21 protein-coding genes are annotated in these 26,161 nt (G+C 49.3%); 4 read left to right on the forward strand and 17 right to left on the reverse strand.

Features of this window, described 5'->3' with window-relative positions:
- From GF404_01740 to GF404_01780, 9 genes are all read right to left on the reverse strand, one after another.
- Window positions 1-1,863 (reverse strand): HAMP domain-containing protein (locus tag GF404_01740; GenBank protein MBD3380897.1); only part of this gene is annotated, 1,863 nt, incomplete at its 3' end.
- Between the two features lie 327 nt (window positions 1,864-2,190).
- A complete protein-coding gene (phoU, locus tag GF404_01745; protein ID MBD3380898.1) occupies window positions 2,191-2,844 on the reverse strand; it encodes a phosphate signaling complex protein PhoU in 654 nt (217 codons plus the stop codon).
- 13 nt (window positions 2,845-2,857) lie between these two features.
- The gene (locus GF404_01750) at window positions 2,858-3,640 is read right to left on the reverse strand and encodes a phosphate ABC transporter ATP-binding protein (GenBank protein MBD3380899.1); all 783 of its coding nucleotides are present in this window, start codon (window positions 3,638-3,640) and stop codon (window positions 2,858-2,860) included.
- Window positions 3,634-4,446, reverse strand: a complete 813-nt coding sequence (pstA, locus tag GF404_01755; protein MBD3380900.1) for a phosphate ABC transporter permease PstA — start codon at window positions 4,444-4,446, stop codon at window positions 3,634-3,636. Before pstA ends, GF404_01750 begins: the two co-directional genes overlap by 7 nt.
- Window positions 4,447-4,484: 38 nt before the next feature.
- Window positions 4,485-5,360, reverse strand: coding sequence for a phosphate ABC transporter permease subunit PstC (gene pstC, locus GF404_01760; protein MBD3380901.1), 876 nt, complete (start codon window positions 5,358-5,360; stop codon window positions 4,485-4,487).
- Window positions 5,361-6,239, reverse strand: coding sequence for a phosphate ABC transporter substrate-binding protein PstS family protein (pstS, locus tag GF404_01765; GenBank protein MBD3380902.1), 879 nt, complete (start codon window positions 6,237-6,239; stop codon window positions 5,361-5,363). It lies immediately after the preceding gene.
- A gap of 128 nt (window positions 6,240-6,367) precedes the next feature.
- Window positions 6,368-7,663: a hypothetical protein gene (locus GF404_01770; GenBank protein ID MBD3380903.1), complete on the reverse strand. Its 1,296-nt coding sequence runs from the start codon at window positions 7,661-7,663 to the stop codon at window positions 6,368-6,370.
- Window positions 7,664-7,776: 113 nt separating this feature from the next.
- Window positions 7,777-9,546 carry a HAMP domain-containing protein gene (locus GF404_01775; protein ID MBD3380904.1) on the reverse strand — a complete coding sequence of 590 codons (1,770 nt, stop codon included), beginning with the start codon at window positions 9,544-9,546 and terminating at the stop codon, window positions 7,777-7,779.
- 3 nt (window positions 9,547-9,549) lie between these two features.
- A complete protein-coding gene (locus GF404_01780) occupies window positions 9,550-10,236 on the reverse strand; it encodes a response regulator (protein ID MBD3380905.1) in 687 nt (228 codons plus the stop codon).
- Between the two features lie 166 nt (window positions 10,237-10,402).
- On the opposite strand from GF404_01780, the gene GF404_01785 reads away from it, so the two are divergent.
- Genes GF404_01785 through GF404_01800 form a run of 4 tightly spaced genes read left to right on the forward strand, consistent with a single transcriptional unit; the run spans window position 10,403 to window position 15,646 of the window.
- Entirely contained in the window at window positions 10,403-11,785 is a 1,383-nt protein-coding gene (locus tag GF404_01785; GenBank protein MBD3380906.1) for a BamA/TamA family outer membrane protein, read from the forward strand.
- A 7-nt stretch (window positions 11,786-11,792) separates the two neighbouring features.
- On the forward strand, window positions 11,793-13,520 hold the full coding sequence (locus GF404_01790) for a hypothetical protein (protein ID MBD3380907.1): 1,728 nt from the start codon (window positions 11,793-11,795) through the stop codon (window positions 13,518-13,520).
- A gap of 15 nt (window positions 13,521-13,535) precedes the next feature.
- Window positions 13,536-14,798 carry a hypothetical protein gene (locus GF404_01795; protein MBD3380908.1) on the forward strand — a complete coding sequence of 421 codons (1,263 nt, stop codon included), beginning with the start codon at window positions 13,536-13,538 and terminating at the stop codon, window positions 14,796-14,798.
- Between the two features lie 2 nt (window positions 14,799-14,800).
- Window positions 14,801-15,646 carry a phosphatase PAP2 family protein gene (locus tag GF404_01800; GenBank protein MBD3380909.1) on the forward strand — a complete coding sequence of 282 codons (846 nt, stop codon included), beginning with the start codon at window positions 14,801-14,803 and terminating at the stop codon, window positions 15,644-15,646.
- Here GF404_01800 and GF404_01805 read toward each other — a convergent pair whose 3' ends face one another.
- The 8 genes from GF404_01805 to GF404_01840 all read right to left on the reverse strand — a co-directional run bounded on the left by GF404_01805 (window position 15,647) and on the right by GF404_01840 (window position 26,020).
- Window positions 15,647-16,129: a response regulator gene (locus GF404_01805; protein MBD3380910.1), complete on the reverse strand. Its 483-nt coding sequence runs from the start codon at window positions 16,127-16,129 to the stop codon at window positions 15,647-15,649.
- A gap of 16 nt (window positions 16,130-16,145) precedes the next feature.
- Window positions 16,146-17,360, reverse strand: a complete 1,215-nt coding sequence (locus GF404_01810) for a SpoIIE family protein phosphatase (GenBank protein ID MBD3380911.1) — start codon at window positions 17,358-17,360, stop codon at window positions 16,146-16,148.
- Window positions 17,361-17,389: 29 nt separating this feature from the next.
- The gene (locus GF404_01815) at window positions 17,390-17,812 is read right to left on the reverse strand and encodes a cyclic nucleotide-binding domain-containing protein (GenBank protein ID MBD3380912.1); all 423 of its coding nucleotides are present in this window, start codon (window positions 17,810-17,812) and stop codon (window positions 17,390-17,392) included.
- Between the two features lie 61 nt (window positions 17,813-17,873).
- Window positions 17,874-20,633, reverse strand: coding sequence for a hypothetical protein (locus tag GF404_01820; GenBank protein ID MBD3380913.1), 2,760 nt, complete (start codon window positions 20,631-20,633; stop codon window positions 17,874-17,876).
- A gap of 40 nt (window positions 20,634-20,673) precedes the next feature.
- Window positions 20,674-22,842, reverse strand: coding sequence for a hypothetical protein (locus GF404_01825; GenBank protein MBD3380914.1), 2,169 nt, complete (start codon window positions 22,840-22,842; stop codon window positions 20,674-20,676).
- Between the two features lie 86 nt (window positions 22,843-22,928).
- A complete protein-coding gene (locus GF404_01830; GenBank protein MBD3380915.1) occupies window positions 22,929-23,759 on the reverse strand; it encodes an ABC transporter permease subunit in 831 nt (276 codons plus the stop codon).
- Window positions 23,759-24,634 (reverse strand): ABC transporter permease subunit, encoded by an 876-nt coding sequence (locus tag GF404_01835; protein ID MBD3380916.1) that lies wholly within the window; start codon window positions 24,632-24,634, stop codon window positions 23,759-23,761. Before GF404_01835 ends, GF404_01830 begins: the two co-directional genes overlap by 1 nt.
- A 3-nt stretch (window positions 24,635-24,637) precedes the next feature.
- Window positions 24,638-26,020 (reverse strand): extracellular solute-binding protein, encoded by a 1,383-nt coding sequence (locus GF404_01840; GenBank protein MBD3380917.1) that lies wholly within the window; start codon window positions 26,018-26,020, stop codon window positions 24,638-24,640.
- Window positions 26,021-26,161 lie beyond the last annotated feature (141 nt).

Here is a 26,161-nt window from a genome sequence, read left to right on the forward strand (position 1 = left end):
CTGCATGCTGTTGATAGTGTCGGCCACGACATTGTTGCCCTGGTTGGCATTGTCGGAAGCCGCCTTGGCCAGTTCGGAGGCCTCGGAAGCGTTCTTAGTCGATTCCATGATCGTGGCGGTCATCTCCTCGATCGCGGTCGCCACCTGCTCAGCCTGCTGAGTCTGGTTCTTGGCACCAGCCGCCATCTGCTCAGACGATGAAGATATCTCAGTCGCCGCTGAGACAAGCTGGGTAGCATTGTCGGCAAGTTCCCCTATAATATCTTCCAGATATTTAGTCATCTTGACGAAGGCGTTACCCAGAGCATCTTTTTCTGATCTGGCCTCAACATCGACTCTCAGGTCGCCCTCGGCAACCTTGGTGGCGGCTCCAGCCATCTCCTTCATATAGTCGACCAATGAACGGAATGAATCGGCCAGCTCACCGATCTCATCACCGGATTCAACCTCAACTTTTTGATTGATATCACCGCTGGAAACCGCTTTAGCTGTTTCAGAAATCTGCGACAACGGAAGAGCGATTGAACGGGCAAAGAACCAGCCGATAACCGCAACTATACCGGCGATTGCGCAGGCGACCATCAAGATCGCCGCCTGCAGAGAACGAGTCGCCGCAAACGCCTCTGATTCATCAATCTCGGCCAAAAGTGCCCAATTTAAGCCCTCGATATCAATCGGCGAATACGACGAGAGGACTTTCTCCCCGCGGTAATCTTTAACCACTTCTGTGCCATGCTGACCTGCCAGGGCTTTCCGAGCGGTTTCGCTGTTAATTTTATGCAATCCGATTGAAGTGTTTTTGGCGTCAATCAAATCAATCGTGCGGTTGTCCAGCCCTGCATTTTCGAGGGCTTCCATGTAGCCGTCGTGATCCTCGATCAAAAACCGGCTGTCCGAACGCATAACCATGTCTTCGCCGATAACATATGTTTCGCCCGACTCGCCGAGCCCTACCTCTGACCATCTCTGGTCATTCGTCATCAGCGCATTGATACGGTCGATCGGCATCTGAAAAATCAGCACCCCAAGTTTCTCACCTTCATCGTAAATCGGTGAGGCGATAAAGCCAGCCTGGTCTTCATAGGACGGCGGATATGGATTGAAGTCATCAATGGCGACAAAATTAGGATCAGAGGAAGCATTGGCCTTTTTAAATACCCGCCCGATTCCAGTGTTGGCGTAGGGTCCGTTAATTAACGACGTGGTGAAATCCAGCTCCTTGTACACGGAATAGACGATATCACCTGTTTTTGAATCGCACAGGAAGATATCATAGTAACCGAATTCATCCAGGAAGTGACGAATATGCTCGTGATACTTTTCATGAAGCGCGCTCCACTCGGAACCGTCACCGGCATTATCGAGCTGGTCCTTACTCCCCAACGGATTCGGATTGGTCCAGATATATTTATACTGCAAAACTATCGAATGATCATCAAGAGGATCAAACACCCGGTTGATATCCGGCGAATGGCCCTGGTTACGTGACCGGTACTCTGCCGCGTAATCATTGCGATAGTATTGCGCCAGCTGATTGCGCCAGTGGTCGATCTGGTCTTTGTCGACACCGGTCCCGTCGACTTCACGTGTCACCCGGGGAAACGCCTGCTTAAACTGACGCATTGCATCAATGATCATAAAGTCATTGGAAAATGTCATTACCTGTTCACGAATTGTCTGAAAGTAATCGTGAATCTGACGAGATTTCATTTCCCGGATGGAAACGTATTGGTCTACCGCACGCTCCTCGAGAGCGTGTTTGGCCTGAGTCAGGCTGATAAAGCCGACAACAGCAACCGGAAGAATCCCGATCAGCAGAAACAGCAAAATCAGCTTGGATTTAATCTTCAGGTTTTTAAACATCTGGGAACTCCTTTAACAATATATGATACAATAAGTTAATATCTGTTTAAGGGCGCAATCCCGGTAGAAAACAGCGCATAATTTCCTTATCTTTAAATAGTCCAGAATTTATTCGAGTACATATACCTTGTTGAGAACTCTTGTTTTTCTGCCATACGGGCTGTCATAATATCCCTATCCGACTAAATCGGTAACATTAATAAATTATTTAATGACCATAATGGTAAGTTTATGCGATAATACCTGATGGAAAACACCTATGATAATGATAGGAAACGACTTAAGACTATTGCAGAAGATTAGAAAAGAGGTCGTGAAAAATGCGGGTCAGATCTGGTGACGGACGATCTTACCCTCGGTCATGTAGGTCACATCCTCGGCAATATTGGTCGCCAGATCGGCGATCCGCTCGAGATTGCGGGACACTATAAGGAGATGGATGGCAGCATCCAGAAGCGAAAGGTCCTTGCTGATCAGGCCTTTGATATGCTCATACATGAGGCGGTTGATTTCATCGACCTCGTCATCGGCTTCACGAACTTTCATGGCCAGCTCAGTATCCATATTGACCAGCGCGTCGAGGCTCTTTTTCAGCATTTCCTTGGTCTTTTTGGCCATGATCTGAAAATCGGGCGGAGGGTCGACACGACTCATATTCGCCAGGGCGACACATCGAATAGCGATATTCACCGCCAGATCACCGATACGTTCGAGATCATTATTGATCTTCAGGACCGCCACGATAAAACGAAGATCTATGGCCACAGGCTGATGCAAGGCCAGAATCTTGAGACAGTCCTCCTCAATCCGAACTTCCATTTTATCGATCTCGATGTCGGCCTCGATCACGCTCTTGGCCAGATTCTCGTCGCGATCGGTCAGGGCCCGGACAGACTTCCAGACTTTTTCCTCGACCATGGCTGAAAGCGACAGGATCGACTTTTTCAGCGAAGTGATTTCGCGATGCAGATGTACTGACATAACAGGTTAGACATCAACCGAAACGGCCGGTGATGTAATCCTCCGTCTGTTTGTTATCCGGATTGGTAAAGATCTTTTTAGTCGCGCCGAACTCGATCAATTTGCCCTCGAAGAAGAACCCGGTGTAGTCCGAGATTCGTCCGGCCTGCTGCATATTATGCGTTACAATTATTATCGTCAATTCCTTTTTTAATTCAATGATCAATTCTTCGATATGCGTGGTCGAACGGGGATCGAGAGCCGACGCCGGCTCATCCAGAAGCAGGATCTCCGGATCGACCGCCAGTGCCCGGGCGATACACAATCTCTGTTGCTGACCGCCGGAAAGGTCCATAGCGCTGGAATCCATCCTGTCCTTGACCTCATTGAAAATCGCTGCGCGCTTGAGACTGCGTTCGACGATCTCATTCAGCTTTGCCTTGTTAGATACTCCATGAATCCGGGGTCCATAAGCTACATTGTCAAAGATCGACTTGGGAAAAGGATTGGACTTCTGGAAGACCATACCGACTTTCTTGCGAAGAGATACGACATCGGTAGTATTGTTGTAAATATCGATGTCGTCTACATAAATGCGGCCCTTCACACGAGTCCCTTCAATGATATCATTCATGCGGTTAATCGAGCGTAAAAAGGTCGATTTGCCACAACCCGACGGTCCAATCAGAGCAGTTACCTGTTTCTGTTCGACATCCATGCTGATATCGAACAGAGCCTGCATCCTGCCGTAATAGAAATCCAGGTTTTCGACTCTGACGATGTACTTTGAATTGGAATTTTCCTGCATTTCTACCATCTGTGTTTCTTTCTGTAATTCGAGCGCATTATAATAGCAATCAGGTTAACTGCCAAGACTAAAATCAAAAGAACCAGCGCTGTTCCATACTGCATTGGCCGAACGACATCGGCTTCCGGATGCTGGGTTGCCAGAACGTACAGGTGATACGGCAGGGCCATGACCGGATCTGCGATCGACGAGGGCAATGTGGGTAAGAAGAAAACCGCCACGGTCAATAGAATCGGGGCGGTTTCACCCGCGGCACGACCGATAGCCAGGATCGAACCGGTCATCATACCCGGCACAGCATAGGGCAAAACATTCGTGTAAATAGTTTCCCACTTGGTGGCCCCGAGCGCCAGGGATGCCTCGCGGAATGTTCTCGGCACCGCCTGCAGGGCTTCTTCCGAGGCGACTATGATTGTCGGCAGGACCATGCAGGCCAGAGTCAAACTGCCGGCCGCGATCGATGTCCCGAATCCCAGAAACAAAACGAACAGTCCCAGGCCAAACAACCCGAATACGATCGAGGGCACTCCCGCCAGGGTGACGATTGCCAGGCGGACCATACGCACAAAACGCCCCTGTTTGGCATACTCCGAAAGATAGATCGCAGTCGCCATCCCGAGCGGTAAAGCCACCAGGATGGTGCCGGTGACAAGATAGATGGTTCCCAGTATGGCCGGCAGAATCCCGCCCTCGGCTCCGCTGCGCTGGGGAAATCCGAACAGGAAGTCCCAGCTCAGAGTTGGCAGACCTTTCCAGATTATGTCAATCAAAATGTAAGCAATGACGACAACGATGAAGTATGTAAATGACCTCATCAGCCAATAGATGATTTTTTCTCCACCGCGCGCGTCCACTAACGTCCCCCGTACTTTCTAAAGACAGCCTGGGCGATCATATTGAGTCCGAAAGTGACCAGGAGAAGCACCAGCCCGACCCAGAAAAGCGCGCTGTAATGTGTACTTCCAAAGGGCACTTCGCCCATTTCGGCGGCGATCGTGGCAGTCATGGTCCGAACCGATTCAAAAGGAGAGGCGGATATTATGGCGGCGTTGCCGGTTACCATCATGACAGCCATAGTTTCTCCGATCACACGGCCCATACCCAGCATTACCGCCGCGGTTATACCGGAAATCGAAGCTGGCACGGTGACTTTCCAGATAGTCTGAAGTTTGGTGGCACCGACCGCGAAGGAGGCCTCTTTGTAGGTGCTGGGAACGCTGTTTATGGCATCTTCGGAAATTGAAATTATCGTGGGAATCGCCATAAGAGCCAGAAGTAACGCCCCGGTCAAGGCCGTCAAGCCGGATTGCAGGCCGAACAGGTGCTTGACCACCGGAGCCAGAACCACAAGCCCGAAAAAGCCGATCACAACCGAGGGTATCCCGGCTAAAAGCTCGATAAACGGTTTCAGGATTTCCCGTTCCCAGCCATGCGAAACCTCGGAAATATAAATCGCCCCGACAACTCCAAAGGGAATCGCTATCAAAGTGGCGAGTATCGTGACAAGAAATGACCCGGTAATAAGAGGTATGATTCCGTAAGACTCCTGCTGGAGAGAAACCGGCCTCCACTCGGTACTGAACAATTCACCCAGACCCGGTTCCTGAAGAAACGGCAGAGCTTCCTTGAACAGGAACAAAAATATCAGCGCCACGATCAGAATCGCGGTCGACGCCGCCCCGGCAAAGATAAGTCGAGCTGTTTTCTCTTCGACTGCTTTCGAAATCATTTACTGTACCGCAACGTATCCCGTTTGAACGACTGTTTTTTGTCCTTCTTCCGAAAGACAGTAATCTATAAACTGTTTCGCAAGTCCTTCCGGCTCACCGATGGTATAGAAGTGAAGCGGACGAGCTATGGAATAAGTACCCAGCCTGACAGTCTCCTCGCTCGGTTCGACCGGTTCGGAATCGTCAGTTTCCTTTACCGAGATAACTTTGACTTTATCACCGGCTTCAGCCGCGTAGCCCAGGCCGACATAGCCGATCGACCACTTGTCCTCGGAGATTGACTGGATTATTGCCGATGTAGCCGGCATCAGCCTGGCACGATTGGTATAATCCTGCTTTTCGAGCACATGCTCCTGGAAAAAGACATAAGTACCAGAACTGGATTCACGCGAGAGTACATAGACATCCTGGTCGGGACCGCCGAATTCCTGCCAGTTGGTTACCTCTCCGGTAAAAATCTGTTTGAGTTGATCGAGAGTTAAAACATCCACCGGGTTGTCCGGATGAACTACCAAAGCGATACCATCCAGGGCAACATCGAATTCAACCGGCTCTTTGCCCTGCTTGCTGGCCAGGTCAATTTCATTCGGTTTCATACTGCGCGAGGCGGCGCAGATTTCAGTGGTACCGTTGATTAACGCGGCAATACCGGTTCCCGAACCACCGCCTGTGACTGAAACCTGATACTCCTCATTCGCGTTCATGAAATCCTCCGCCCAGGTGGATACCAGGTGAACCATAGTGTCAGACCCCTTGATCGTGAGGGATTGGTCGCTTCCGTTTTGGCCTCCTCCGCAACCCAGGTTGAGCATCAATGTAAACAATGCGACTATAATCGCCGCATGAATCGTGAACTTTCCATAATTCCTTTTAATCACAAATAAACTCCTTTCAAAACAGGAAACCTATATCTCCAAACCTGATTTATCAACGATATAATTGTTAGAATTTGATTAGTCTCCCTAAAAAACTTCTTAATATAACCCATTAAAACTGAATATGGTGTTTAAAATTTCAGAATTAAATCAAGTTGCAGTCTGTGATAAGATTCATTCGATTCCAAACATTTGTAGTTTAAGAAATAGGATACAGCGGTATTGACTCGCTCATCGGCAGCAAAAACAAATCCAAGCTCATGTCCCTCCGAATCCGTGCCACCTCCACAAAAATCAGAATCGGTAAACAAACCTATTACAGCGTCTTTTTCCAGTTGGCGATAGTTATACCGCAATTGCCAGGTATATTTCCTGTCGATTTCCCCCAGACGAAATCCTGCCTTATAACCCATATTATTATCTTCTATTTCGCTGTTATAAACAAAATCACCGAAAACCACAAGCGGATTTTTGCCAATGGAGAATCTGGTCTCGAAGAAAAACTCAATCAAGTTAAATTCATGTAAATAGCCACCTGAAGAATCAATGCTGTTACCGTAGCTTTCTTCAGAATTGTAGAAAAGCGGAAAAGTCTTCACATTGTCATAGTAGAAATCGCTTACCCCGATCATTACATGATTTTTTCCACCAAACCCGAATCGTGCTGCTACCTGAATTGCGTACATGCGTGAATCGGAAGAGCTTTTACGCTCTTCTATCAGGAAATATGCTGATCTGAACAACGCCTCAAAATCCAATGACCGGGTTTCGATTGACATAGCCAGACCCTCGGGGACAAGATCAGAATCCCAAATCAATTCCGATTTTCCTGGTAAGATCAAAGGATTCTTGAATTTACCCCCTTTTAAACTGAAGTTCAATTCGCTCTGCGGTGTAAATGAAAAATATCCCTGATCTATACGAATTTCCTTGGTAGAAAAACCATCATCGAGAGTCTGATTGGTAGAAACCGGGTCAGAATTTCCAGTTACTAACTGGAAACCCAAAGCAAATTTATCAGCAATCTGACTTCCCACAAAAAGTCGGTAACGAAACCGATGCCTGTTGCGAAATCCTTCGGTCTCATCCTCGATAGATTCATGACGGTACCTGAAATCCTGTTTGACCGAAATTCTCTCGAACCAACGATCACTCTCTTTTCCATCTTCAGAAGATTTTGCAGCGTTTGAGTTCGAACTGTTTTCTTCCTGCTGATTAACTAACAGAGATTGAACTGGATCAGCCTTCAATTCAGACAAGTACGAAACAAAAACATTAACAAATAAACAACAGATGATAACACAAAGACCCCTTGACTTAAGTAGTAACATAATCCCTAACCTCACCAAATAGTTACAGTCCATCCTCTTGCAACAACCAACGCAATATAAGAGAAATGCCTTGTCCAATGCGTACCGGGTACTCATCAGGCACCTGTGACGTTTCCGTCACCGGGCACATCATCAAAATCGTTAGCACATTGTTAGTGCTATATTAGCATAATATTACAGTAATGTTAGAGATTTGTTAGGATTGCAAGCTATTTTTTAGGAATATGTATTGAAAAACAGCTTCCGATACCGGGTTGGCTTTTGACATCGGCGTAGCCATTATGGGCCTGGCAGATATGTTTGACGATTGCCAGCCCGAGACCGGTACCCCCCATACTGCGACTACGGGCTTTATCGATGCGGTAAAACCTTTCAAACAGACGCGAGAGGTTTTCAGACTCGATTCCGCATCCACGATCCTCGACCCCGATGACAACTTCGCCATCTTTCTCCACGAGGTCGATGTCAACCTGCGTGTTGGATTCTGAAAACTTTATCGCGTTATCGATCAGATTTACTACTGCTTGCTCCAAAAGGGGCGGATTGATCTCAGCTGTGATTTCATTTTCGACCTCGAATTTAATCCTGATATTTTTCTCTTTAGCCTTGTGCTCACAGGCAATCAGGGCACCTTTGATAACTTTGCGCACATCTGCCGGAGCAAGACTGATCGACGATTCTTCGGCACCCTGTTCGATCCTTGACAAACTCAAAAGATCCTCGATAATGTTCGATAGCCTGTCCGCCTGCCGTGAAATAATCGCCAAAAAACGCCGTGCCGCCTCGGGATCCTCCAATGCGCCATCTTCCAATGTCTCCACGAAGCCCTTGATCGAGGTAATCGGCGTCTTCAGCTCATGGGAAACATTGGCCACGAAATCACGGCGCACGTTTTCCAGCTTGCGCAGACGGGTAACATCGTTTATCACCACCAGCACACCGAAACCGTGACCATGCGCATCGCGCAACATGGTCCCATGAACCTGCAGGTACATTTCCGGATCACCGTGCAGGACTATCTCCTCTTCTGCGGGCTGACGATCACCAATCACGCCCGCTACAAAGCGATGCAGATTCACATTCCTGGCAACTTCCTGAAGCGTGCGCCCCTGAGCGAAATCGAGGTCGACACCGATCAGGTTGCTGGCCGCTTTATTGAGAATAAATATCCGCTCTTCCAGGTCTACCGCAAGAACCCCCTCGACCATGCTTGATAGAACCGCCTGCTGTTCATTGCGCTGGCGGATCACGGTCTGGATTCGATCGAACAGGTCTGCCGCCATACGATTGAGAGATTCTGCCAGTCCCCCGATCTCCAGGGAATTGGGCACCTCCAGCTTGTGCTCCAGGTCACCGGCCGCGAAGCGTTCCGCGCCCCGCCTGAGTTTATCGAGCATACGGGCCACACGTCGCGAAGCGAACCAGCTGGCCGCCGCCGCCAGAAGCGCTACAACAACCCCGCCGATAAAAATTTGGATCAGGATTGGCTGATGGGTCTGGCCGATCGATGAGGTCGTCATTGAAGCCCGCAGGACGGCATGGAGTTCCGATCCGGTTTTAATCGGCACAGCGACATGAAGCATATTTTCCCCGAAATCTTCGCTGAAGCGAACGCGATGACCACCGCCGGCGGAGATAGCCTCAACAACCTCGGGATTGACAGTTACAGAAAGGTCTTCCGCACCATCCTGTTTCGAATCGCAGATCAACTCGCCGTTTTTACCCCAGACAGTAATTCGATCTAAGGACAGATTGCCCAGTTTTTCGCACAGCGGATCTACCGCCAGGCTGTCAGTTGCCGTCAGGCTGAGGTACTGCCGTCCGATCAAATGAGCCCGTGCCTCAATATCGCGCGCCGTGCGCTCTACAAAAAACTGCTGAAGGGTATTGGAGGCGTAGATGACAATGGCAACGACCGAGATCAGCGTGATTAGAAAATAGGATGGGTACAGATGCCACAGAAGGCGTCTGCGTTGCATGAATTACTCCTTAAATCGATAGCCGACACCTCGCACGGTCTCGATATAGCCAGCGGCTGACCCCAGCTTCCGTCTCAATCCCACGACCTGAACATCGACAGAGCGATCGGTCACGGGATAATCTTCTCCATGGAGGACATCCACGATCTGGTAACGGGTAAACACCCAGCCGGGACGACTGGCCAGAAAATGCAGGAGGCGAAACTCGGTCGAGGTCAAATCGATTTTTTCATCGTTGACCATAACTTCATGACGGCCGGGATGGATAGTCAGTTCGTGGATCTTTAACGTTGAACTTTCCTGCACCGGTTCCCTGGCCGCCCTTCTGAGGACCGCGCGCACACGAGCTATCAGGACTTTTGGGCTGAACGGTTTGACGATGTAGTCATCAGCACCGAGTTCCAGGCCGGTGACTATATCGGTCTCCTCGCCTTTGGCTGTCATCATGATGATCGGCACATGATTGGTCTCGGGATTGTTCTTCAGTCGCCTGCAGACCTCGAACCCGTCAGCGCCCGGAAGCATCAAATCCAGAAGGATTAAATCCGGGGTTCGTTCGAAAGTAATCGACAGCGCGTCCTCACCGGACGTGGTTGTTTCAGCCAGATAGCCCTCTTTTGTCAGATTGTAACGTACCAGTTCGAGGATGTCTTCCTCATCCTCGACAACCAGAATCATCGCTTTAGACATTGAACCGCCTTCTCCAGATATTCTCGCCAACCTGGTAACTAATAAATACATATATTCAGAAAGTGTTAGTAAAAAGTTAGTTTTATGACTGAATCAGGTAGATTTTGAATCGTTCCCAGCTCTCCTGAATCTAACAAAACAGTTGCTATTGTCCCGAAAACAGCCAATGCTGAGTTTGCGTTTGACAGTCGATTCTGCTATGACTATAATTCACGATCTGATAGAAAGAGAAGATAACCTGATGCTTTCCGGTAACCGTATCAAAATACCGTTTTTTGTCTTGCTGATAGCCCTGCTCATCGCGATCAGTGCGGAAACGCTATCCGCTTATGAAATCGATTCGAGCAGAGTTCGGCCCAAACCGGCTGAGAAACAGGCTTCGTTTGGTGAAATCCTGTTGCGGATCCCGGGTGTCATCCTGAATTCGCCATTCTATATACTGGAGGGTATTTCAGGTTTTGTAGTCAATGAAATAGTGTATTCAGAAATAGGTCGCAGGATTATTCTCGAACCGGTCGAACGCCTATGGGGTATCTTCCCGGCCGGTGGATACAGCGAAAGCTCGGGGTTGCGCTACGGCTTCACTTTTTCATCCCAGGACGTTCTCACGAAAGGAGAGCGATTTCAGTTAAAATCGATCTGGTCCACAAATCACTATCGCACCCATGAGATCTCCTATGATTTCCCGGGCGATTTCGGGATTTTCAAGGATGCAGTCATTCTTGCGCACTACAAACGCAAACCGCGACAGAGCTTTTACGGTCTGGGTAACAAGACCAGCGACAATTTCGAGGCTTCCGTATTTTTAGAGGAAACCCGCTTCCAGGCAATCTGGGCACACAGCCTGATCCTTCAAAACCTCAAACTCGGACTGGATTTATCATACAGCAACTACAATCTCTATGACGGCGAGGACCCGGATCATTTCGGTGATCTCGAGGCCGTCCGCGACAGTTTCGACCTTGCTTTGGAAGTTCTCTCTGACACCAGGATAATTTCCGGTGGAATCAGCCTGATCCATGACTGGCGGGATCGTATCGGCAGGTCCAGAAAAGGAGGATTTCAAGCAGTCAGCCTGTATTACAGTAAAGGTACAGGATCCACATCCGAAATCGAATACCTGACTTTGAAAATCGATCTGCGTCAGTATATTGAATTTTATCTCAAGCGCATGCTCTCATTTCGAATCTATTTAGAAGCATCCGATCCGCTGGAAAATTCTCCCCCTCTGCCCTATTATCTCAGGCCCTCACTGGGAGGTGAGGAATTACTCATGGGTTTCGAGGACAGACGATTCATTGAAAACGGGCTGGCCCTGGCGGTGGTCGAATACCGCTACCCGATTCTGGGTATGCTGGATGCCTACGTCTTTTACGAGCAGGGACGGGTATTCGAGGCCATCAGTGAGCAGTTCACATTCGACAACTGGAAGTACTCGACCGGCTTCGGGCTCAAGGCCTGGACCGATGAGGACGTGATACTGAACATAGCGGTCGCCTTCAGCGGAGAATCACCGCAGTTTTACATCATGTTCTCTGATAATATTTGATTGTTTTATGAATTATAATATCATGAAAGATACCGCCAGGGCCTTCATACTGTTTGCGCTTGTATTACTAATGGCATCGTGCTCGCAGGCCCCCGCACCTGACCCGGAAGGCCCCTGCTGGATCGACGATGATCGCAGGGATATTCCCGAGCCCGAATATCGTGACCCAAACCTGATCTGGACCACAGTCGACCGCAGTGTTTTCGAGCAGTTCGAGCAGTTCTTCGACCTCGAGAGGAGCTTTCGCACCCTGTTTGGCAATCGCGAGGAAGCTCACAATATCAATTCATTCGATCATGTCCCCAACTCGAGCTGGTTCACCAACCGGATAGGATTTAGCGAGGTTAAGCCGGAAGATATACTGGCCGGCATCCAAACCACACCCGGGCCTGATACAAGCGGGATCTGGAAGGTGTTTCGTCCCAAGATCCAGGGCGCTACACCCGGTTTCTGGATCGAGGACGCTCGCGGTGATGAATACATCATCAAGTTTGATCCTGACGGTTTTCCGGAGATGGCTACCGCTTCGGCGGCGATGGCTTCACGCTATTTTTATTTCTGTGGTTACAATGTCCCGCAGGAGACGATTGTACACTGGCATCCGGACAACCTGGTGATCAAAGAAGGAGCCACGATCAAGGCTCCCAATGGCGAAAAGCGCGAATTTACCCGCGAACATCTCGATCATATCCTGTCGCTTATACAGCGTGAACCGGATGGCAGCATCCGTTCACTGGCTTCGCTGTCACTTGGGAAATATGGCAAAATCAAGGGGCCTTTCAGCTACCTGGGACGTCGTCCCGATGATCCCAACGACTGGTTTTCTCATCAGCACCGCCGGGAACTGCGCGCCCTGTATGTGATCGCGTCATTTATTAACCATTACGATGCCAAGGGACAGAACAGCCTGGATGTCTATGTCGAAGACGACGGCAACCGTTACCTGAAACACTACCTGATCGATTTCGGTTCGGCATTCGGATCTGACGGACGCAGTCCGAAACATCCGATCAAGGGGTACGCCAATTCAATCGATCTCAAGGATGCAATCATTACATGGTTTACGCTCGGCATTAAAACCTGGAGCTGGGAATATGCCGGGGATATCAAATATCCTTCTATCGGTTATTTTGAGGCTGATCTGTTCGAGCCGGATAATTTCGATCCAATCTATCCCAATCCCGCTTTTGAGAACAAGACCGCACGAGACTGTTTTTGGGGCGCGCGGATTGTCATGGCCTGGCGCGATAAGCACCTGCGAGCCTTGATTAAGACCGGTCAATACTCAAATCCGGAGGCAGAGGAATACCTGTTTCAAACACTCAAAAAAAGGCGTGATAAGATCGGCCGTCACTGGTTCAAAAAAGTCAATCCGCTCGACAATTTTGAGTTATCCCACCAGCAGGAAAGTATAACTATTACCTTTGATGACTTAGGTTCAAAGTATGAACTGTGGCCGGATGATGCCATGTACGAATATTCGATCACACATAATGACCAGGTGATTATAGACTCCCGCCGGTCGAAAACCCGGGAAATCCGCCTCGACTCCGACGATCTCACGCTGTTAACCGGTCTGCAAAACAAATCGAACAATGCTGATGGCCGCTATTTTACACTGGATATACGGACCAGCAGGTACTCCGATAATCGGAGCAAACCGGTACGGCTGACACTCTGGTATTTTCCGGACCGGCATGAATTCAAACTGGTCGGAGTCGAACATCTAAATTGATTTGCGAGGAGATAGATGATGCATAGAAAGATCTATACCGCGTTATTAATTTTTATCATTCTATTGGCCGGCACAGCCTGGGCGGGCCCCAAGGATCCAATCACAGGTGACCTTTTCGAGCAACTGAGAAACTCACTGAATTTTTCCCTTCAACATGAGCTCGAGGATGTCTTCCCTGAAAGGGAGGGTTATTTCATCACCGGTCCGCTCGACCCATTTATGACCCAGGCTTCAGATGTAAAGGCTGTCTACTCGGCGGTGAGGGTGATCTGCCCGGATATCCAAAACGCCCAGTCAGCCGCCCAGAAATTAAATGACAGTGATCGTTTTAAAAGAGTCACAGCTTATCTTCCTGAAATCCAGAGAGCCGGCGTATGGGATATTTTTCCACGCCACAGTTTCCGGATCCGCTATGAGGGAAACCGGCATCATATCATGGTGATGACCACGCAGGAGCTTCGCTACCTGATCTGGCTCAAGCGCGTGATTAACGCCGGAGTACAACCGCTGGCCGGAAAGGAGCCGGATTACTGCCATGAGGTGGCACGCTACCTGGATCGTGTCGACCACGGTGAAACTGAAATCGAAGCACCAAAAGCGACCGATTATGATCTCCCAGAACAGCTGGATTTCTATGCTGAGTCTCCTGATTATGTGATCTCAGGCTACCAGAACTATAAGGATTTTTTGTACAGCCATGCTGAAATAGAAACCGGGTTCGCAACAGGTATTCTTGCATTTATACCGACAACGGAAACCCTGGCATCTTTTATCGACAACGCGCCACCTGAAGCCTACCCCAACAAAGAACGGGAAAAACTCCAGGAGGAATACAGGGAGTTTTTTGAACGCGGGGGTGATGTCAGTATCATGCAGACCCTGACTAAAGCCGGATTCGATACGCTGAGAGCAGGCGAATACTTTTTTGCCGTCGGTATAAATGACAAGATTCGATTCGGGCGCGAATTGACCCGCGAAGAAGTCAAGCGTATCGAGTCTGAAACCGGACGTAAAATCGCCCGTGGCAATCACGCCTTTTTATTCCCGGGCGAACCTGTCCTGACAGCGGGAGCTTTTTTTATCGAAAGTACAGAAGCACCCAAACTGGTCGCTGTCAATGCTCAGTCGGGACACTATTTTTACAGCAACATCACGAAAACCATACGAGAGGATATAAGCGAAAAATCCGATCACTATCTGCTGACACTGGGACACTTTTTCCGTATAATTCAGGAACTCGGCATCGATAACGAAAACATCCTTATCAGCAAGTTTTAACCATGTCGAAAACTGTTCTGTTGCTTTTCATCTGTCTTCTGTCAGCTTACTTGGCAGGCATAGCTGTCCCTGAGCTTCCTGCTGAGGATTATTTAGACAGCGATGAAGCTCTCGGTATCGGAGCGGGTTCAGCAGCTGTATTCGGTCTGGGGCAATGGCTGCGCCATTTCGATCTCGACCGCAAACCACTGATTGACGGACCGATTCTATTTGACCGTTCGCTTCAGTCATTTTTGGGAGGCGAATATTATCCCGGCAAAACCAATTTCCTCGACAATACTTTTGGATCGGCCGTCACCGGTGTAGGTGCGGGTTTGATCCTGTTTACGGCCGATATAAACTGGCCCCAGGGCGATAAAACCAAAACAGTAATGCAGGATATGTTCCTGTTTACCGCCGGAATAACCGCTACAAAGGGTGTTACCGACATGGTCAAAGGTGTTTTCGCGCGCCCGAGACCGTACACATACTACACCGAGATCACATTCGACAATCCAGGCAAGTATAGAAAGAGTCGCCATTCTTTTTTCTCCGGACATTCCTCCAGCGCGTTTTTTGCTACAGCTTTTTTGAACAAGAGACTGCGTTCGATAATGCGCTCGGAGTTGTCTGCCTCCGAGTACCATGACTGGCGCTGGGCACCGCCGGCGGTTTTATTCGGGTGGGCTTCCTATGTCGGCTACAGCCGGATCCATGCCTATAAGCATCATTTCAGCGATGTCATCCTCGGGGCGGCGGCAGGCATTCTTATAGCTGAGCTTTTCTACTGGTTCGGCGAGAACGAAAAAGAAAACGTCGGAGAAGCTTCCGGCGTAAACTACTTATTCAAAATTTCTTTCAGTTTCTGATTATATGAATGTCTTGACGATCTCCTTCTGAAGCCCCTGCAGGTCGGCATAGGCCTTGTTGATTTCAGCTATTTTCTCATCGAGGCGTTTCATCAACTGCTGTTTTTCCAATCCGTTGCGCAAAACGATCAAAAGATCATCATTGTCCCACGGTTTTTCAATATACTGGAACAAGCCGACCGTGTTGATCGCCTTGATAGCGTTCTCCTTGTCGGCATAACCGGTCAGGATGATCCGAATAATCTGCGGTTTTATCTCACGCACTTTTGCTAAAAAGGTGATGCCGTCCATTTCAGGCATGAGGTAGTCCGAAATAACCAACTCGACATCTTCCTTTTTAATATATTCAAGCGCTTCTTTGGCCGACAGAAAAGTTTCAATCTTGTAATCAGTTTCAAGACCTAAAAACGATTTCAGGCTGGTCAAAACCATCTCTTCATCATCGACTATCACGATTGTTGCGGTAGCGGTGTCATCTGCCATATTTATCTCCAGTATATTAACTTTTCTCGATTCCGATCAGGGTAATATCGTCCTCAGCATTCTTAGCGGTAAAACTATTTACAGAATCGATCAACTTTTCGACCAGTTCCCCGCAGGTTTTGTAATCGAACTTTTTAAGGCAGTCGCACATAGCCTTGTTTTCGAAAAACTCGCCCGCTGAACTTTTGGCTTCATTCAATCCGTCAGTATATAACACCAAATAGTCGCCCGGGTCAAGCTCAACAGTGATCTCATCACCGGCTTCGAAACTATCCTGATCCATCATACCGAGCATCATGCCGTTCGATGCCACCCTTTCGAAATCAGCCTTTGCGGGTTTGACCAGGTACGGGTATGGCAGACCGCCGTTGGCAAACCGGATTTTCGACTGCAAGGAATCGATCTCAGCTACCGATGCGGATATGAATGTATCGGGCGGGAGACCGCGCCTGATGATCTTGTTCATGCCGGTCAGAATCTCGGCCGGGCTGAATTCACTTCCAGCAAAAGAACTGAAAGCGAACTTGAGAAGCGCAGTCGAAAAGGCGGCCTGGATTCCATGACCGGTGGCGTCAGCCAAAAGCAAACACAGTCGCCCATCGGCGATATTGATTATATCATAAAAATCGCCACCGATTTCCATCATCGGATAATAAGCCGACCAGAACTTGAAACCATAAGCTTCCGGTAGCCTGCGGGGTAAAAGCCGTTTATGCACACGCCGCGCGAGCTCCAGCTCTTCTTTCAGGATATTTTCCCGCCTGATAACCTCTGCCCTGCTTATGAGGACAGAGTCAAGCTCATCGATCTTCTCACGCAATGACTGCCGCAGGCTTCTGGTTTCGAGCGCGCTCCTGATAGCCAGAAGAACCTGGTCGTTGTCCCAGGGCTTTTCTATGTATTGAAACAGTCCGACTTCATTGATTGCCCTGATTGCGTTTTCCTTGTCGGCGTAGCCGGTCAAAAGTATTCGAGGTGTTTCCGGCTGATGATGCTTGACCTGTGCCAGCAATTCGAGGCCGTTCATCTCGGGCATCAGAAAATCTGAAATTATCAGGTCAATCGGCAAGCGCTTAATATAGTTCAGTGCCTCGAGTGGCGATTCAAACCGGACCAGTTCGTGATCTGTTTCCAGTTCAAGAAATGATCCCAGGCTGTCCAGTACCAGCGGTTCATCATCGACTATCACTATTCTCGCTGATCCCGCATTCTTACCCATATTGTCATTCAAAACGGTAACTCCATAACAAACAAAAACAACTACGCCACCCGGGTGATCAGGCTCCTGAGCCTCTTGACGATCGTTTTAAGGACACCCTGGGCGATCTGTACATGGTCAGCCAGAAGATCGATAAAATCATCGCGGTCGATTCGAAGCAGTTGCGAATCCTCAACCGCTGTGGCGGTCACAACACGAGGCTCCTCGTCGAACAAAGCCCAGGTCCCGAATGATTCCCCGGCCTCCGCCACCGAAATCTCGGTCTCGCCCCGATGAAGCTTGATACTGCCCTCCCGAATCAGGTAAAGGGCATCCGCAGGATCGCGTTCCCGAAAGATTACATCACCTTTGATCATTTCGACTTCCTCGGTGATCGCCGCCAGGGTGGCCAGCTGTTCGGTCGGCACTTCGGCGAACACCTCGATATTCTGCAGGAATATCACTTTCTCGATAATCGTAAGCATCGTTTTATTATCCCCCTATTGCAAACATCTGATAATAATCTATTCAATCATGTTTAAATTATCAACCTGTTCTCGCCAGCGCCAGACGGGCAGTCTCACGGATGATCGGGTCGTAGCAGTTCGCCATTTTCTCTGTCATCTGTCTCAGCCTGTCCGACCTGACATCTATCGAATAGTAGATCGCGCAGGCTGAAAGCCAGCTGTCACGCCCTTCGATCAAGTAGGCCAGCGCGTCGATAGTGTCCTTGCGCGAGACCTTGAAAAGCGACTCCGCCTTGCGTAAAATCGATTCATCGGAAATATCATCCAGAATCGGAAATATGTATTTCTTGATATTCGAGCGCAGCAGGTTGTCCAGAAACTCGATAGCGTTGGCATGAAGTTCCTTCTTGCCCGAAGTTATACCCAGGTATGCATTGTAGATATCATCAGGCGGATACACCAGACCCAGCAGGCGGAATATCCGCTCCAGGTTGTGCTCCTGTTTTTCGACCAATGCCTTCTGCAACAGTTTGGAGGCCGGGTTGTCTATGAACCTGTCTCGTAAATACAGTATCTGCAGGATTTCATAGTATGAACGGGTTTCATGAATCAGGGCGGTCTCCAGCTCATCTGAATCGAACCGCAGATCGACGTAACGGGTACGCAGGCTGTTTAGGGCCTTTACCACCTCGTATTTCAGGGCTGGAGGCATTTTTTCCAGGCAGTCGGTCAGGATATCGACAGTCTGCTGGTCAGGAATCAGCTTCATTACACGCGGTATGTTGGCACGAATCAGGTACTCCACCTTCTCATCCATCAGGTAGTCATGTAATGTGCCCAGTATCGCAGTACCGAACTGTGCCAGCGCGTTGCGGGCAACTACCCGGTAACGACGATCCGCCAGCTTCTCCAGCAAAAGGGGAAGGTAGTGGCGGTCGCGCAAATTCCCGATCGCCTCAATTGCCGCCTTGACGACATCCAGAGAGGAATCCTCCAGAAGCCGTTCGATATATACCTTGTACTCGGGCACATCCATCTTACCCATCAGGCGCGCCAGTTGCCGTCTTCCCTCTGCGCCGGTATCGTCATTGCTGTCAAGGACACTATTTATAAACGAACGCGAGATCAACTCATAATCCTGCTCTCGACCATCTTCCACCAGGCAGGCCATGGCCGCAAATTTGATACTTGTATCCTCATTGTCCAAAAAGCGTCTGAAGTTTTGATGCCGGTCTGCCCTGCCATAAGTAATCAAAAAATGAACCGCCGCACGACGAACTTCCAGGTCAGAATCGGACAGGAGCCGTTCAACCTGCTCAGACTGTTCAGCCGAGCCATGCATTCTCAGAAGCTCAACCGCTTTGCTTCGGACCTCACTGGATTCGTGCGACAGAAGCGAGACAACCCTGTCTCCGGGACTGATTTTCTTTACATGCGAAAGCGTGTCCAGGGCGTAAACAACCTGACGGGTATTGCCGCTTTCAAGTAATTTCAAGAGCGTATCTATTGTCGAGCGGTCGTTGATCGGAATCCGCAACTGGTCGAAATCGATAGTTCTTTTCTCGATCGCCCGGCGGAATGAGTTGATATATTCACGCCTCATTAAAACGGTCAGAACCAGCCAGACTAACAAGAGTCCGATCACAACCAGGCTGATTTGCTTTACGCTTAACTGCAAGACCAAGGTGCACAAAAGCAACAAACCACCCGCTAAACCGCGGAACCAGCGGTCGACGAACATGTCTATGAAAATCTTGGTGCGTTTCTTGACCTCCAGAGACAACGGCAAAAACAGTAGTTCACGGCCGGTCTTATCCAGCGAATACTTGATACTGCCGTCGGTTCCGCGAAGCAGGACAGCGGCTGTCAGCCCGGGTGCCAAGAACATGAATACAGATCCGGCCATAAGCCCCAGAGGCAAAAACATGATCACCCCTCCCACGCCCAGAAATCTAATGATCCTGTAAGCGAAAACCATCTGCAGTACGAGCGAAACCAAACTCAAACGGCCGTAAAATTTACCCAGAAATGACGTCAGATCCGATTTGTCGGAGAAAGACTGGTAGGAGACTGTCTTGAACTGGAAGTCGACAAACGAAGCCACCATCATGGTCATGGCCACGATGCCGACAATCAGGAGCAGGTGGCGGGACTGAAACACAGTCGAAAAGACACGCATAAGGTTCTCACGCCCCTCTCGCAGGCGTCCCGGTGTTTTCTCCACGATCTGATCATCGCGCTTTTTTATCGACCAGACCACATTGATGATCACTCCACAAATGACCAAAAGCCCGATACAAAACAAAAGCAGGTTCTCGGTGGCAACGTCGAAGTTTTTTACTATGATCCCGGTCACCTCGCCACCGGTAAATGCTCCCACGATGCCCCCCAGTCCCAGAAGCACAAATATCCGCTTGGCCTGGGCGGCATTAAAGACAGCATTGGCCAAAAGCCAGAACTGCGAGGTAGTCAGCGCGCCGAAAATCGAAACCCAGGTATAAAAGGCATAGTAAACCCAGTTCTGGTTAATTGTTACCAGCCATCTCAAAACTACCAGGTTTACGATTATAATCAGGTACGTCAGATAAATCAGCCGGTTTAATTTAAACGACCTGCTGGCTTTGGAATACATACTTACTACCGGCGCGGTCACCAGCGCGGTTATGATAAATACCAGCGGAAGCATTTCCGGGCTGACCTTGATCAGAAACAGTGAGTCCCTGGCCGGCTTGAGAAAATAGTAGGTCATCAGGATCAGATAATAATTGGCGAACATCAAAAAAGTGATCAGGATTTCGCCCTTCCTGATATCCAGGATTGATTTAAAAAAGTCTCTCATATAGAAATATTCACCTTGCTCCCGATACTCAATTCACAAGCTATGTGTTTTCAAGCTTTTTGTCCAGATCGACAGGAAGCCTGATTGTAAAAGTCGTGCCCTCGCCGGGCCGGCTGTCGACCTCGATATTACCGTGATGGGCTTCGATTATCTGGTAGCAGATCGAAAGCCCCAATCCGGTGCCGATCCCGACTCCCTTGGTGGTAAAACCGGGATCGAATATCTTATCCATGATTTCCGGCTTGATTCCGCACCCGTTGTCGGAAATCCGTATGACAACCATCCCATCTTCCAGGTATGTTGCAATTTCCATTTTACCTTCTCCATAGATAGCCTGGCGGGCATTGATGATCAGATTCAAAAAAACCTGGTTGAGCTGTCCGGGAAAACAGGCGATCTCGGGAATCTTGCCAAAATCACAGAGGACCTCGATACCGTGTTTGAGCTCGTGATGAACCAGGGTGAGTGTGTCCTCGATACCCTCGTTTACATCAGCACTTTTTAATTCAGCCTCATCCAGCCGGGCGAAAGACCTCAACCTGCGAACGATATCTGTAACCCGGTCGGAACCGGTTGCGATCACACGGTTGGCATTATCGATCGCATTGAGATATTTTTTGAGTTTGTCGCTCAGATCGCATTCGCCCAGGCAATGGTAATCGACGATCTCGTGCATCTTAGCTACCGCGCGGGTGAGAGTGTTGTTTATGCTGTTGATCGCCCCGACCGGGGTGTTGATCTCATGCGCCACACCTGCCACCAGCATGCCCAGCGAAGCCATCTTCTCAGACTGCACTAATTGTGACTGGGCGGCGCGCAATTCACGATGAGCGTGCTCGAGCTGATTCAGCGCACGTTCTAATTCATCTGTTTTTTCCAGTTCTTTTTTCTGGAAGTCAATCTCCTGTTGCATCAGCTTGCGGTTCATTTCCTGCTCTTTGGCCCGGCGCTCCTGCTCGAGAGTTCGCGCCGACAGCTTTTTGACTTCCTCGAGTTGAGCCTGCAAGCCGAGATGCATACTCGAAAACTGGCTGGCAAGGTAGACCGCCTCTGAGATTAAAATCACAATTATACCATAAAGGTAGTAGAGAAAGTAGTTGGGAATGATATTGGGTAGCAGTGTGAGGTCCAGGAGCATCTGGTACAATGAAAACAATATGAACATGAGATGCCCGATTCCGATTATCCAGACCGCCGGACGTTTCTGCAAAGCCGCCTTGATCAGGATCACTATCGCGATCGTCAAAGTCGCCATGGCATAAAAATAGTAAATATAGCGAGGCAGAAAATAAGCTGGCAATAACAGGAACACTCCAACTAAAGCGAAGTACTTGAAACCTCGGGGGACCCTGTTATAGAGTTGTTCAAGTAAAAACCAGAGATTGAAAATACTGACTGTCACCAGCGAAATCTTCATCAGATACATCAAAAACAGGCTCATCCCCCGGCTGTGGGTGACCCCCATCTGAATCGGCGCAAAGCTTATTCCCGCGAGCCCCAGACACAACATAGCAAACAAGAGGTATTGCTTTTGCCGGGGAGGATAGAAATAGATCAGCACAGCCAAAAGACAAAACGCCAGCGCAAGACCGGTAAAAAACATCTGATGACGGCTGGCCATCTCGAATTCACCCATAAAATGGGAAAACGCCAGGTCATAATCGTAAATCCACGCGCTGAAGCCATAGCCCAGGTACATGAATGTTGCATAGTGCGGATTATGATTCGAATAACGGATCGCCAGTATATGTTTACCGGTATCTTTGAATTCAAAAGCCACCGGGACCGGCAACCTCTGGACATAAATCTTTTCCTGCTCGGGATCTGCCGAGGGTTGACCAAGGCGTTTGATGAGTTTGCCATTGAGATAGATTTCACTGGCACCTGACTGAAACAGAATCAAGCCCAAAAGACTATCTGCAAAACAGGGATCCACTTCGAGTTCTGTCCTGAACCAGCCGATTCCTGTCCATCGCGAGGACAGTTCATCGAGCCGGACTGATCCGCTTACACGCCATTCGGAATAATCGAATTTGGGTTCAGCCCAGGCCGGGTTGTCGCCCGGATGGTAATGCCAGTTCTCGATATGCAGACCTGATTTCAACAGCTTGCAGGGATGCCCGCTATCGCCCTCGCCAAAAGCAGAAAGCGAAACGGAAAATAAAAGCAATAGCGTCAATCCGAGATATGACTTTATCAATATGCTCATAACCCAATCTGTATCCGCAATTTTATGTGGATAATCAATATATTATGTGTTCAAAAGCAACGCAATTCAAACTACATGAACCGTCATCAGCCCTTAACCGCGCCAGCTGAAAGTCCCGCCACAATGCGTCTCTGAAACAAGACTGTCAGGATGATAACCGGTATGGTGGTAATACAGGCCGCGGCCATGATATTGCCCCAGGGAATTTCACCATGAAGTCCCTGAAACAAAGCGATTCCCACCGGAACAGTCCTGGCGGAATGATCCGCGGTAAGTATCAAGGCAAACATGAACTCATTGAAAGCAAAGATAAAGACCAGAAGCATAGTCGACAGTACAGCCGGAAGCGCGATCGGGATTATAACACGCCAGTAAACCTGAAACGCCCCGCAACCATCCAGCCGCGCGGCTTGATCAAGCTCATCGGGAAGTTGCGAGAAGTAACTCACCAAAATCCATAAAGACAGCGGAAGAACCCAGGCAATATAGGGCAGTATCAAGGCGATATATGAGTTGATCCAGCCCAGACCGGAAAAGATCTTGAACAGGTAGCCGACAATCGAGATCTGAGGAAACATGGACACCGACAGTGCAATAAACAGGATCATCATCCTTCCCATGGGACGCAGACGAGCGATCGAAAAGGCCGCCAATGAAGCGATTGAGACGGCGCCGACCGCGCTCACAGCCGATACCAGCAGGCTGTTTTTGAGATAATCCATAAAATGCAGGTTGCCCGTAAACAATACATCGGAAAAATTGCCCAGAGTGAATGAATAATCGGTGCCTTTTGCCAGGTACTCCGGATTTTCTCCCAGCGCGGTCACGAGCATAAATATCACCGGCTTGAGGCAAAATCCAAGCACAAAAATCCAGCCCAGATTATACAGCGTTTTTTGTCCAAAACTGTCTTTCATTACTCCCTTTCGAATCGGCTGAAGCGGACATACAGGATCGACAGGGCCATGGCGATAACGAACAGGACAACCGAGATAGTCGAGGCGTAACCGAAATCACCGATCAGGTAATATTCATAACCATACAACGACAACGCCGAGGTGGCGCCTCCCGGCCCTCCGCCGGTAAGGACATATATTACATCGAACACCCGCAGGCTGTCGATAGTACGGAACAATAGCGCGACTACAATGACCGGTTTTAGAAGAGGCAGGGTGAGGCTGAAGAACCTGCGGATAAATCCAGCGCCGTCGATTTTGGCGGACTCATGGAAATCATCGGGAACAGCCTGAAGTCCAGCCAGGATAATAATAGCCACGAACGGCGTGGTTTTCCAGACATCGGCCACAGTCACCGCCCAGAATGCGGAAAAGCTTCCCCCCAGCCAGTTGATCGGTTCCGTTGTCAGGCCGAATTTGGTCAGTACAAAATTGGCCAGACCGTAATTGTAATTGTAAATCAGCTCCCAGATCCGGGCCGAAACAGCCGAGGGAATCGCCCATGGTATCAAAACCGCCGCCCATAGCAGAGCTTTTGAGTTCGTGGCCTTATGCAATACCAGCGCAAAGACCATTCCCAGCAAAAGCTCCAACGGCACCGCCGCCATAACAAACAACAAGGAAAACCTCAATGACTGCCAGAAACTGCTGTCGCCACCCAGACTGCGATAGTTATCCAGGCCGTTGAATTCGCTTTGAAGGAATGGCACATCCTTGTAAAAACTGTTCAGCAGTGTACCGACCACAGGCACCAGAACAAATCCGGCCATAAATAAAAACAGCGGGAGCAAGAAGATGTACCCGCTGAGATTATTATGTCGATAAACCGTCAGCATATTTTATTGTGAGTACCTGGATACGATCGTTTCGATTTCTTCATCAGCTTTCCGAAGCGCATCCCGCGGAGTCATCTCCCCGGCCAGGGCGGAATTCAAATATCTTTGCATCACCTCCGAGACCTGGGTATAATACGGCAATGTCGGCCTCGGGTAGGCGTTCTCGAATATCTCCTGTAACTGGGCAAAATGAGGAAGTTGATTCAGCACTTCATGGTCGTCGTAGACATCCCTGCGACCCGGATTCCAGCCCAGGTTAAGGGCCAGTTTCTTCTGGGTTTCATATGATGTCACAAATCTAACAAATTCCAGGGCCTGATCGGGCAGATCGCAGAAACGAGAAATACCGATATGCCATCCGCCCAGAGTCGCCACGCTCCGGCCTCCCTCGAAATGAGGCAGGGATGCGATCGCGAACTTGTCTCTTACCGCTGAGTTTTCGGCTCGATGGAGCTTGTAGGCGTAGGGCCAGTTGCGTTCGAAAAGCGCTTTGCCCTGCTGGAAAAGGACCCGTACCTCTTCCTCGGTGAATTCCGTATACGTGTTGGGAGGAGAGATCTCATAATCCGCGATCATGGCCCTCATCATCCTCAAGGCTTCGAGGTTGGCTTCGGTATTGATTTCAATCTCGCCCGATTGATTTACAATTCCACCCCCGCCGGAAACAGCCACTTCCAGGAAATTGCATATCAACCCTTCGTATTGCGCGCCCTGCCATATATAACCATAGAAATCCGCCCGCTCATCCTGCATTTCAGCCTGGATGCGTACGGCCTGCTCGATCAACTCCTGCCAGGTTCGCGGCGGATCATCGTAGCCGAAACGATCTAACAAGTCAGCGCGATAATATAACAAACCTCCGTCGACATAGACTGGAAGGGCGATTAATTTATTATTGTAGCGGTCAGCCAGCTCGATAACATTCCGGTAAAACGGCTCAAGGCTGAAGCTTCCATCGGAACCGAACTGCTCGAGATCCAACAGCCACCCGGAAGCGGCCATCTGTGCCACCCAGGCGACATCCATCAAAAAGATATCCGGATCACTGCTTTCGGCTTTGAGAGCCACAACCAGCCCCTGGCGACGTTGGTCGGTATCGGTCGGCTGTCGATTTACAGTGATTTTAATCCCGGTTTCAGCGGTAAACTCATCGGCCAGTTCTTCCCAGAAATCGATTTCGGCCGGAGCACCGCCGACTGTGAAGACCAGGTTACTCTCTTTTTGACCGCCACATGATAACACCAGGCAGACAGCGATAACGATTGAAATATATCTGAAAAGCATCATGCAGCCCCATAGTGAATTGATGTACCGACATTTATAATACAGATAGGGCTGGCTGGTGGCAAGTATAAACTCAATTCTACAAGTGCTTAAGCAGGACATATACCTGTATCGATTTTGGTCTGAACATACTAAATTAGCGGACAGGTGAACCACCTGTCCGCTAATTTACTCGGTCAGCAATACAATCAATTAGTCATCGCAGTCATCTTTATGGATATAGCCCTGTTTATCCCCCAGCAG

It is taken from the genome of Candidatus Zixiibacteriota bacterium, assembly GCA_014728145.1.
Lineage (GTDB): Bacteria > Zixibacteria > MSB-5A5 > JAABVY01 > JAABVY01 > WJMC01.

Bases quoted from the DNA above. Each gene is read 5' to 3' on its own strand.
- phoU (MBD3380898.1), bottom strand. From the start codon at position 2,844: ATGTCAGTACATCTGCATCGCGAAATCACTTCGCTGAAAAAGTCGATC.
- GF404_01750 (MBD3380899.1), bottom strand. From the start codon at position 3,640: ATGGTAGAAATGCAGGAAAATTCCAATTCAAAGTACATCGTCAGAGTC.
- pstA (MBD3380900.1), bottom strand. From the start codon at position 4,446: ATGAGGTCATTTACATACTTCATCGTTGTCGTCATTGCTTACATTTTG.
- pstC (MBD3380901.1), bottom strand. From the start codon at position 5,360: ATGATTTCGAAAGCAGTCGAAGAGAAAACAGCTCGACTTATCTTTGCC.
- GF404_01770 (MBD3380903.1), bottom strand. From the start codon at position 7,663: ATGAGTACCCGGTACGCATTGGACAAGGCATTTCTCTTATATTGCGTT.
- GF404_01775 (MBD3380904.1), bottom strand. From the start codon at position 9,546: ATGCAACGCAGACGCCTTCTGTGGCATCTGTACCCATCCTATTTTCTA.
- GF404_01780 (MBD3380905.1), bottom strand. From the start codon at position 10,236: ATGTCTAAAGCGATGATTCTGGTTGTCGAGGATGAGGAAGACATCCTC.
- GF404_01785 (MBD3380906.1), top strand. From the start codon at position 10,403: ATGCTGAGTTTGCGTTTGACAGTCGATTCTGCTATGACTATAATTCAC.
- GF404_01790 (MBD3380907.1), top strand. From the start codon at position 11,793: ATGAATTATAATATCATGAAAGATACCGCCAGGGCCTTCATACTGTTT.
- GF404_01795 (MBD3380908.1), top strand. From the start codon at position 13,536: ATGATGCATAGAAAGATCTATACCGCGTTATTAATTTTTATCATTCTA.
- GF404_01800 (MBD3380909.1), top strand. From the start codon at position 14,801: ATGTCGAAAACTGTTCTGTTGCTTTTCATCTGTCTTCTGTCAGCTTAC.
- GF404_01805 (MBD3380910.1), bottom strand. From the start codon at position 16,129: ATGGCAGATGACACCGCTACCGCAACAATCGTGATAGTCGATGATGAA.
- GF404_01815 (MBD3380912.1), bottom strand. From the start codon at position 17,812: ATGCTTACGATTATCGAGAAAGTGATATTCCTGCAGAATATCGAGGTG.
- GF404_01820 (MBD3380913.1), bottom strand. From the start codon at position 20,633: ATGAGAGACTTTTTTAAATCAATCCTGGATATCAGGAAGGGCGAAATC.
- GF404_01825 (MBD3380914.1), bottom strand. From the start codon at position 22,842: ATGAGCATATTGATAAAGTCATATCTCGGATTGACGCTATTGCTTTTA.
- GF404_01830 (MBD3380915.1), bottom strand. From the start codon at position 23,759: ATGAAAGACAGTTTTGGACAAAAAACGCTGTATAATCTGGGCTGGATT.
- GF404_01835 (MBD3380916.1), bottom strand. From the start codon at position 24,634: ATGCTGACGGTTTATCGACATAATAATCTCAGCGGGTACATCTTCTTG.
- GF404_01840 (MBD3380917.1), bottom strand. From the start codon at position 26,020: ATGTCCTGCTTAAGCACTTGTAGAATTGAGTTTATACTTGCCACCAGC.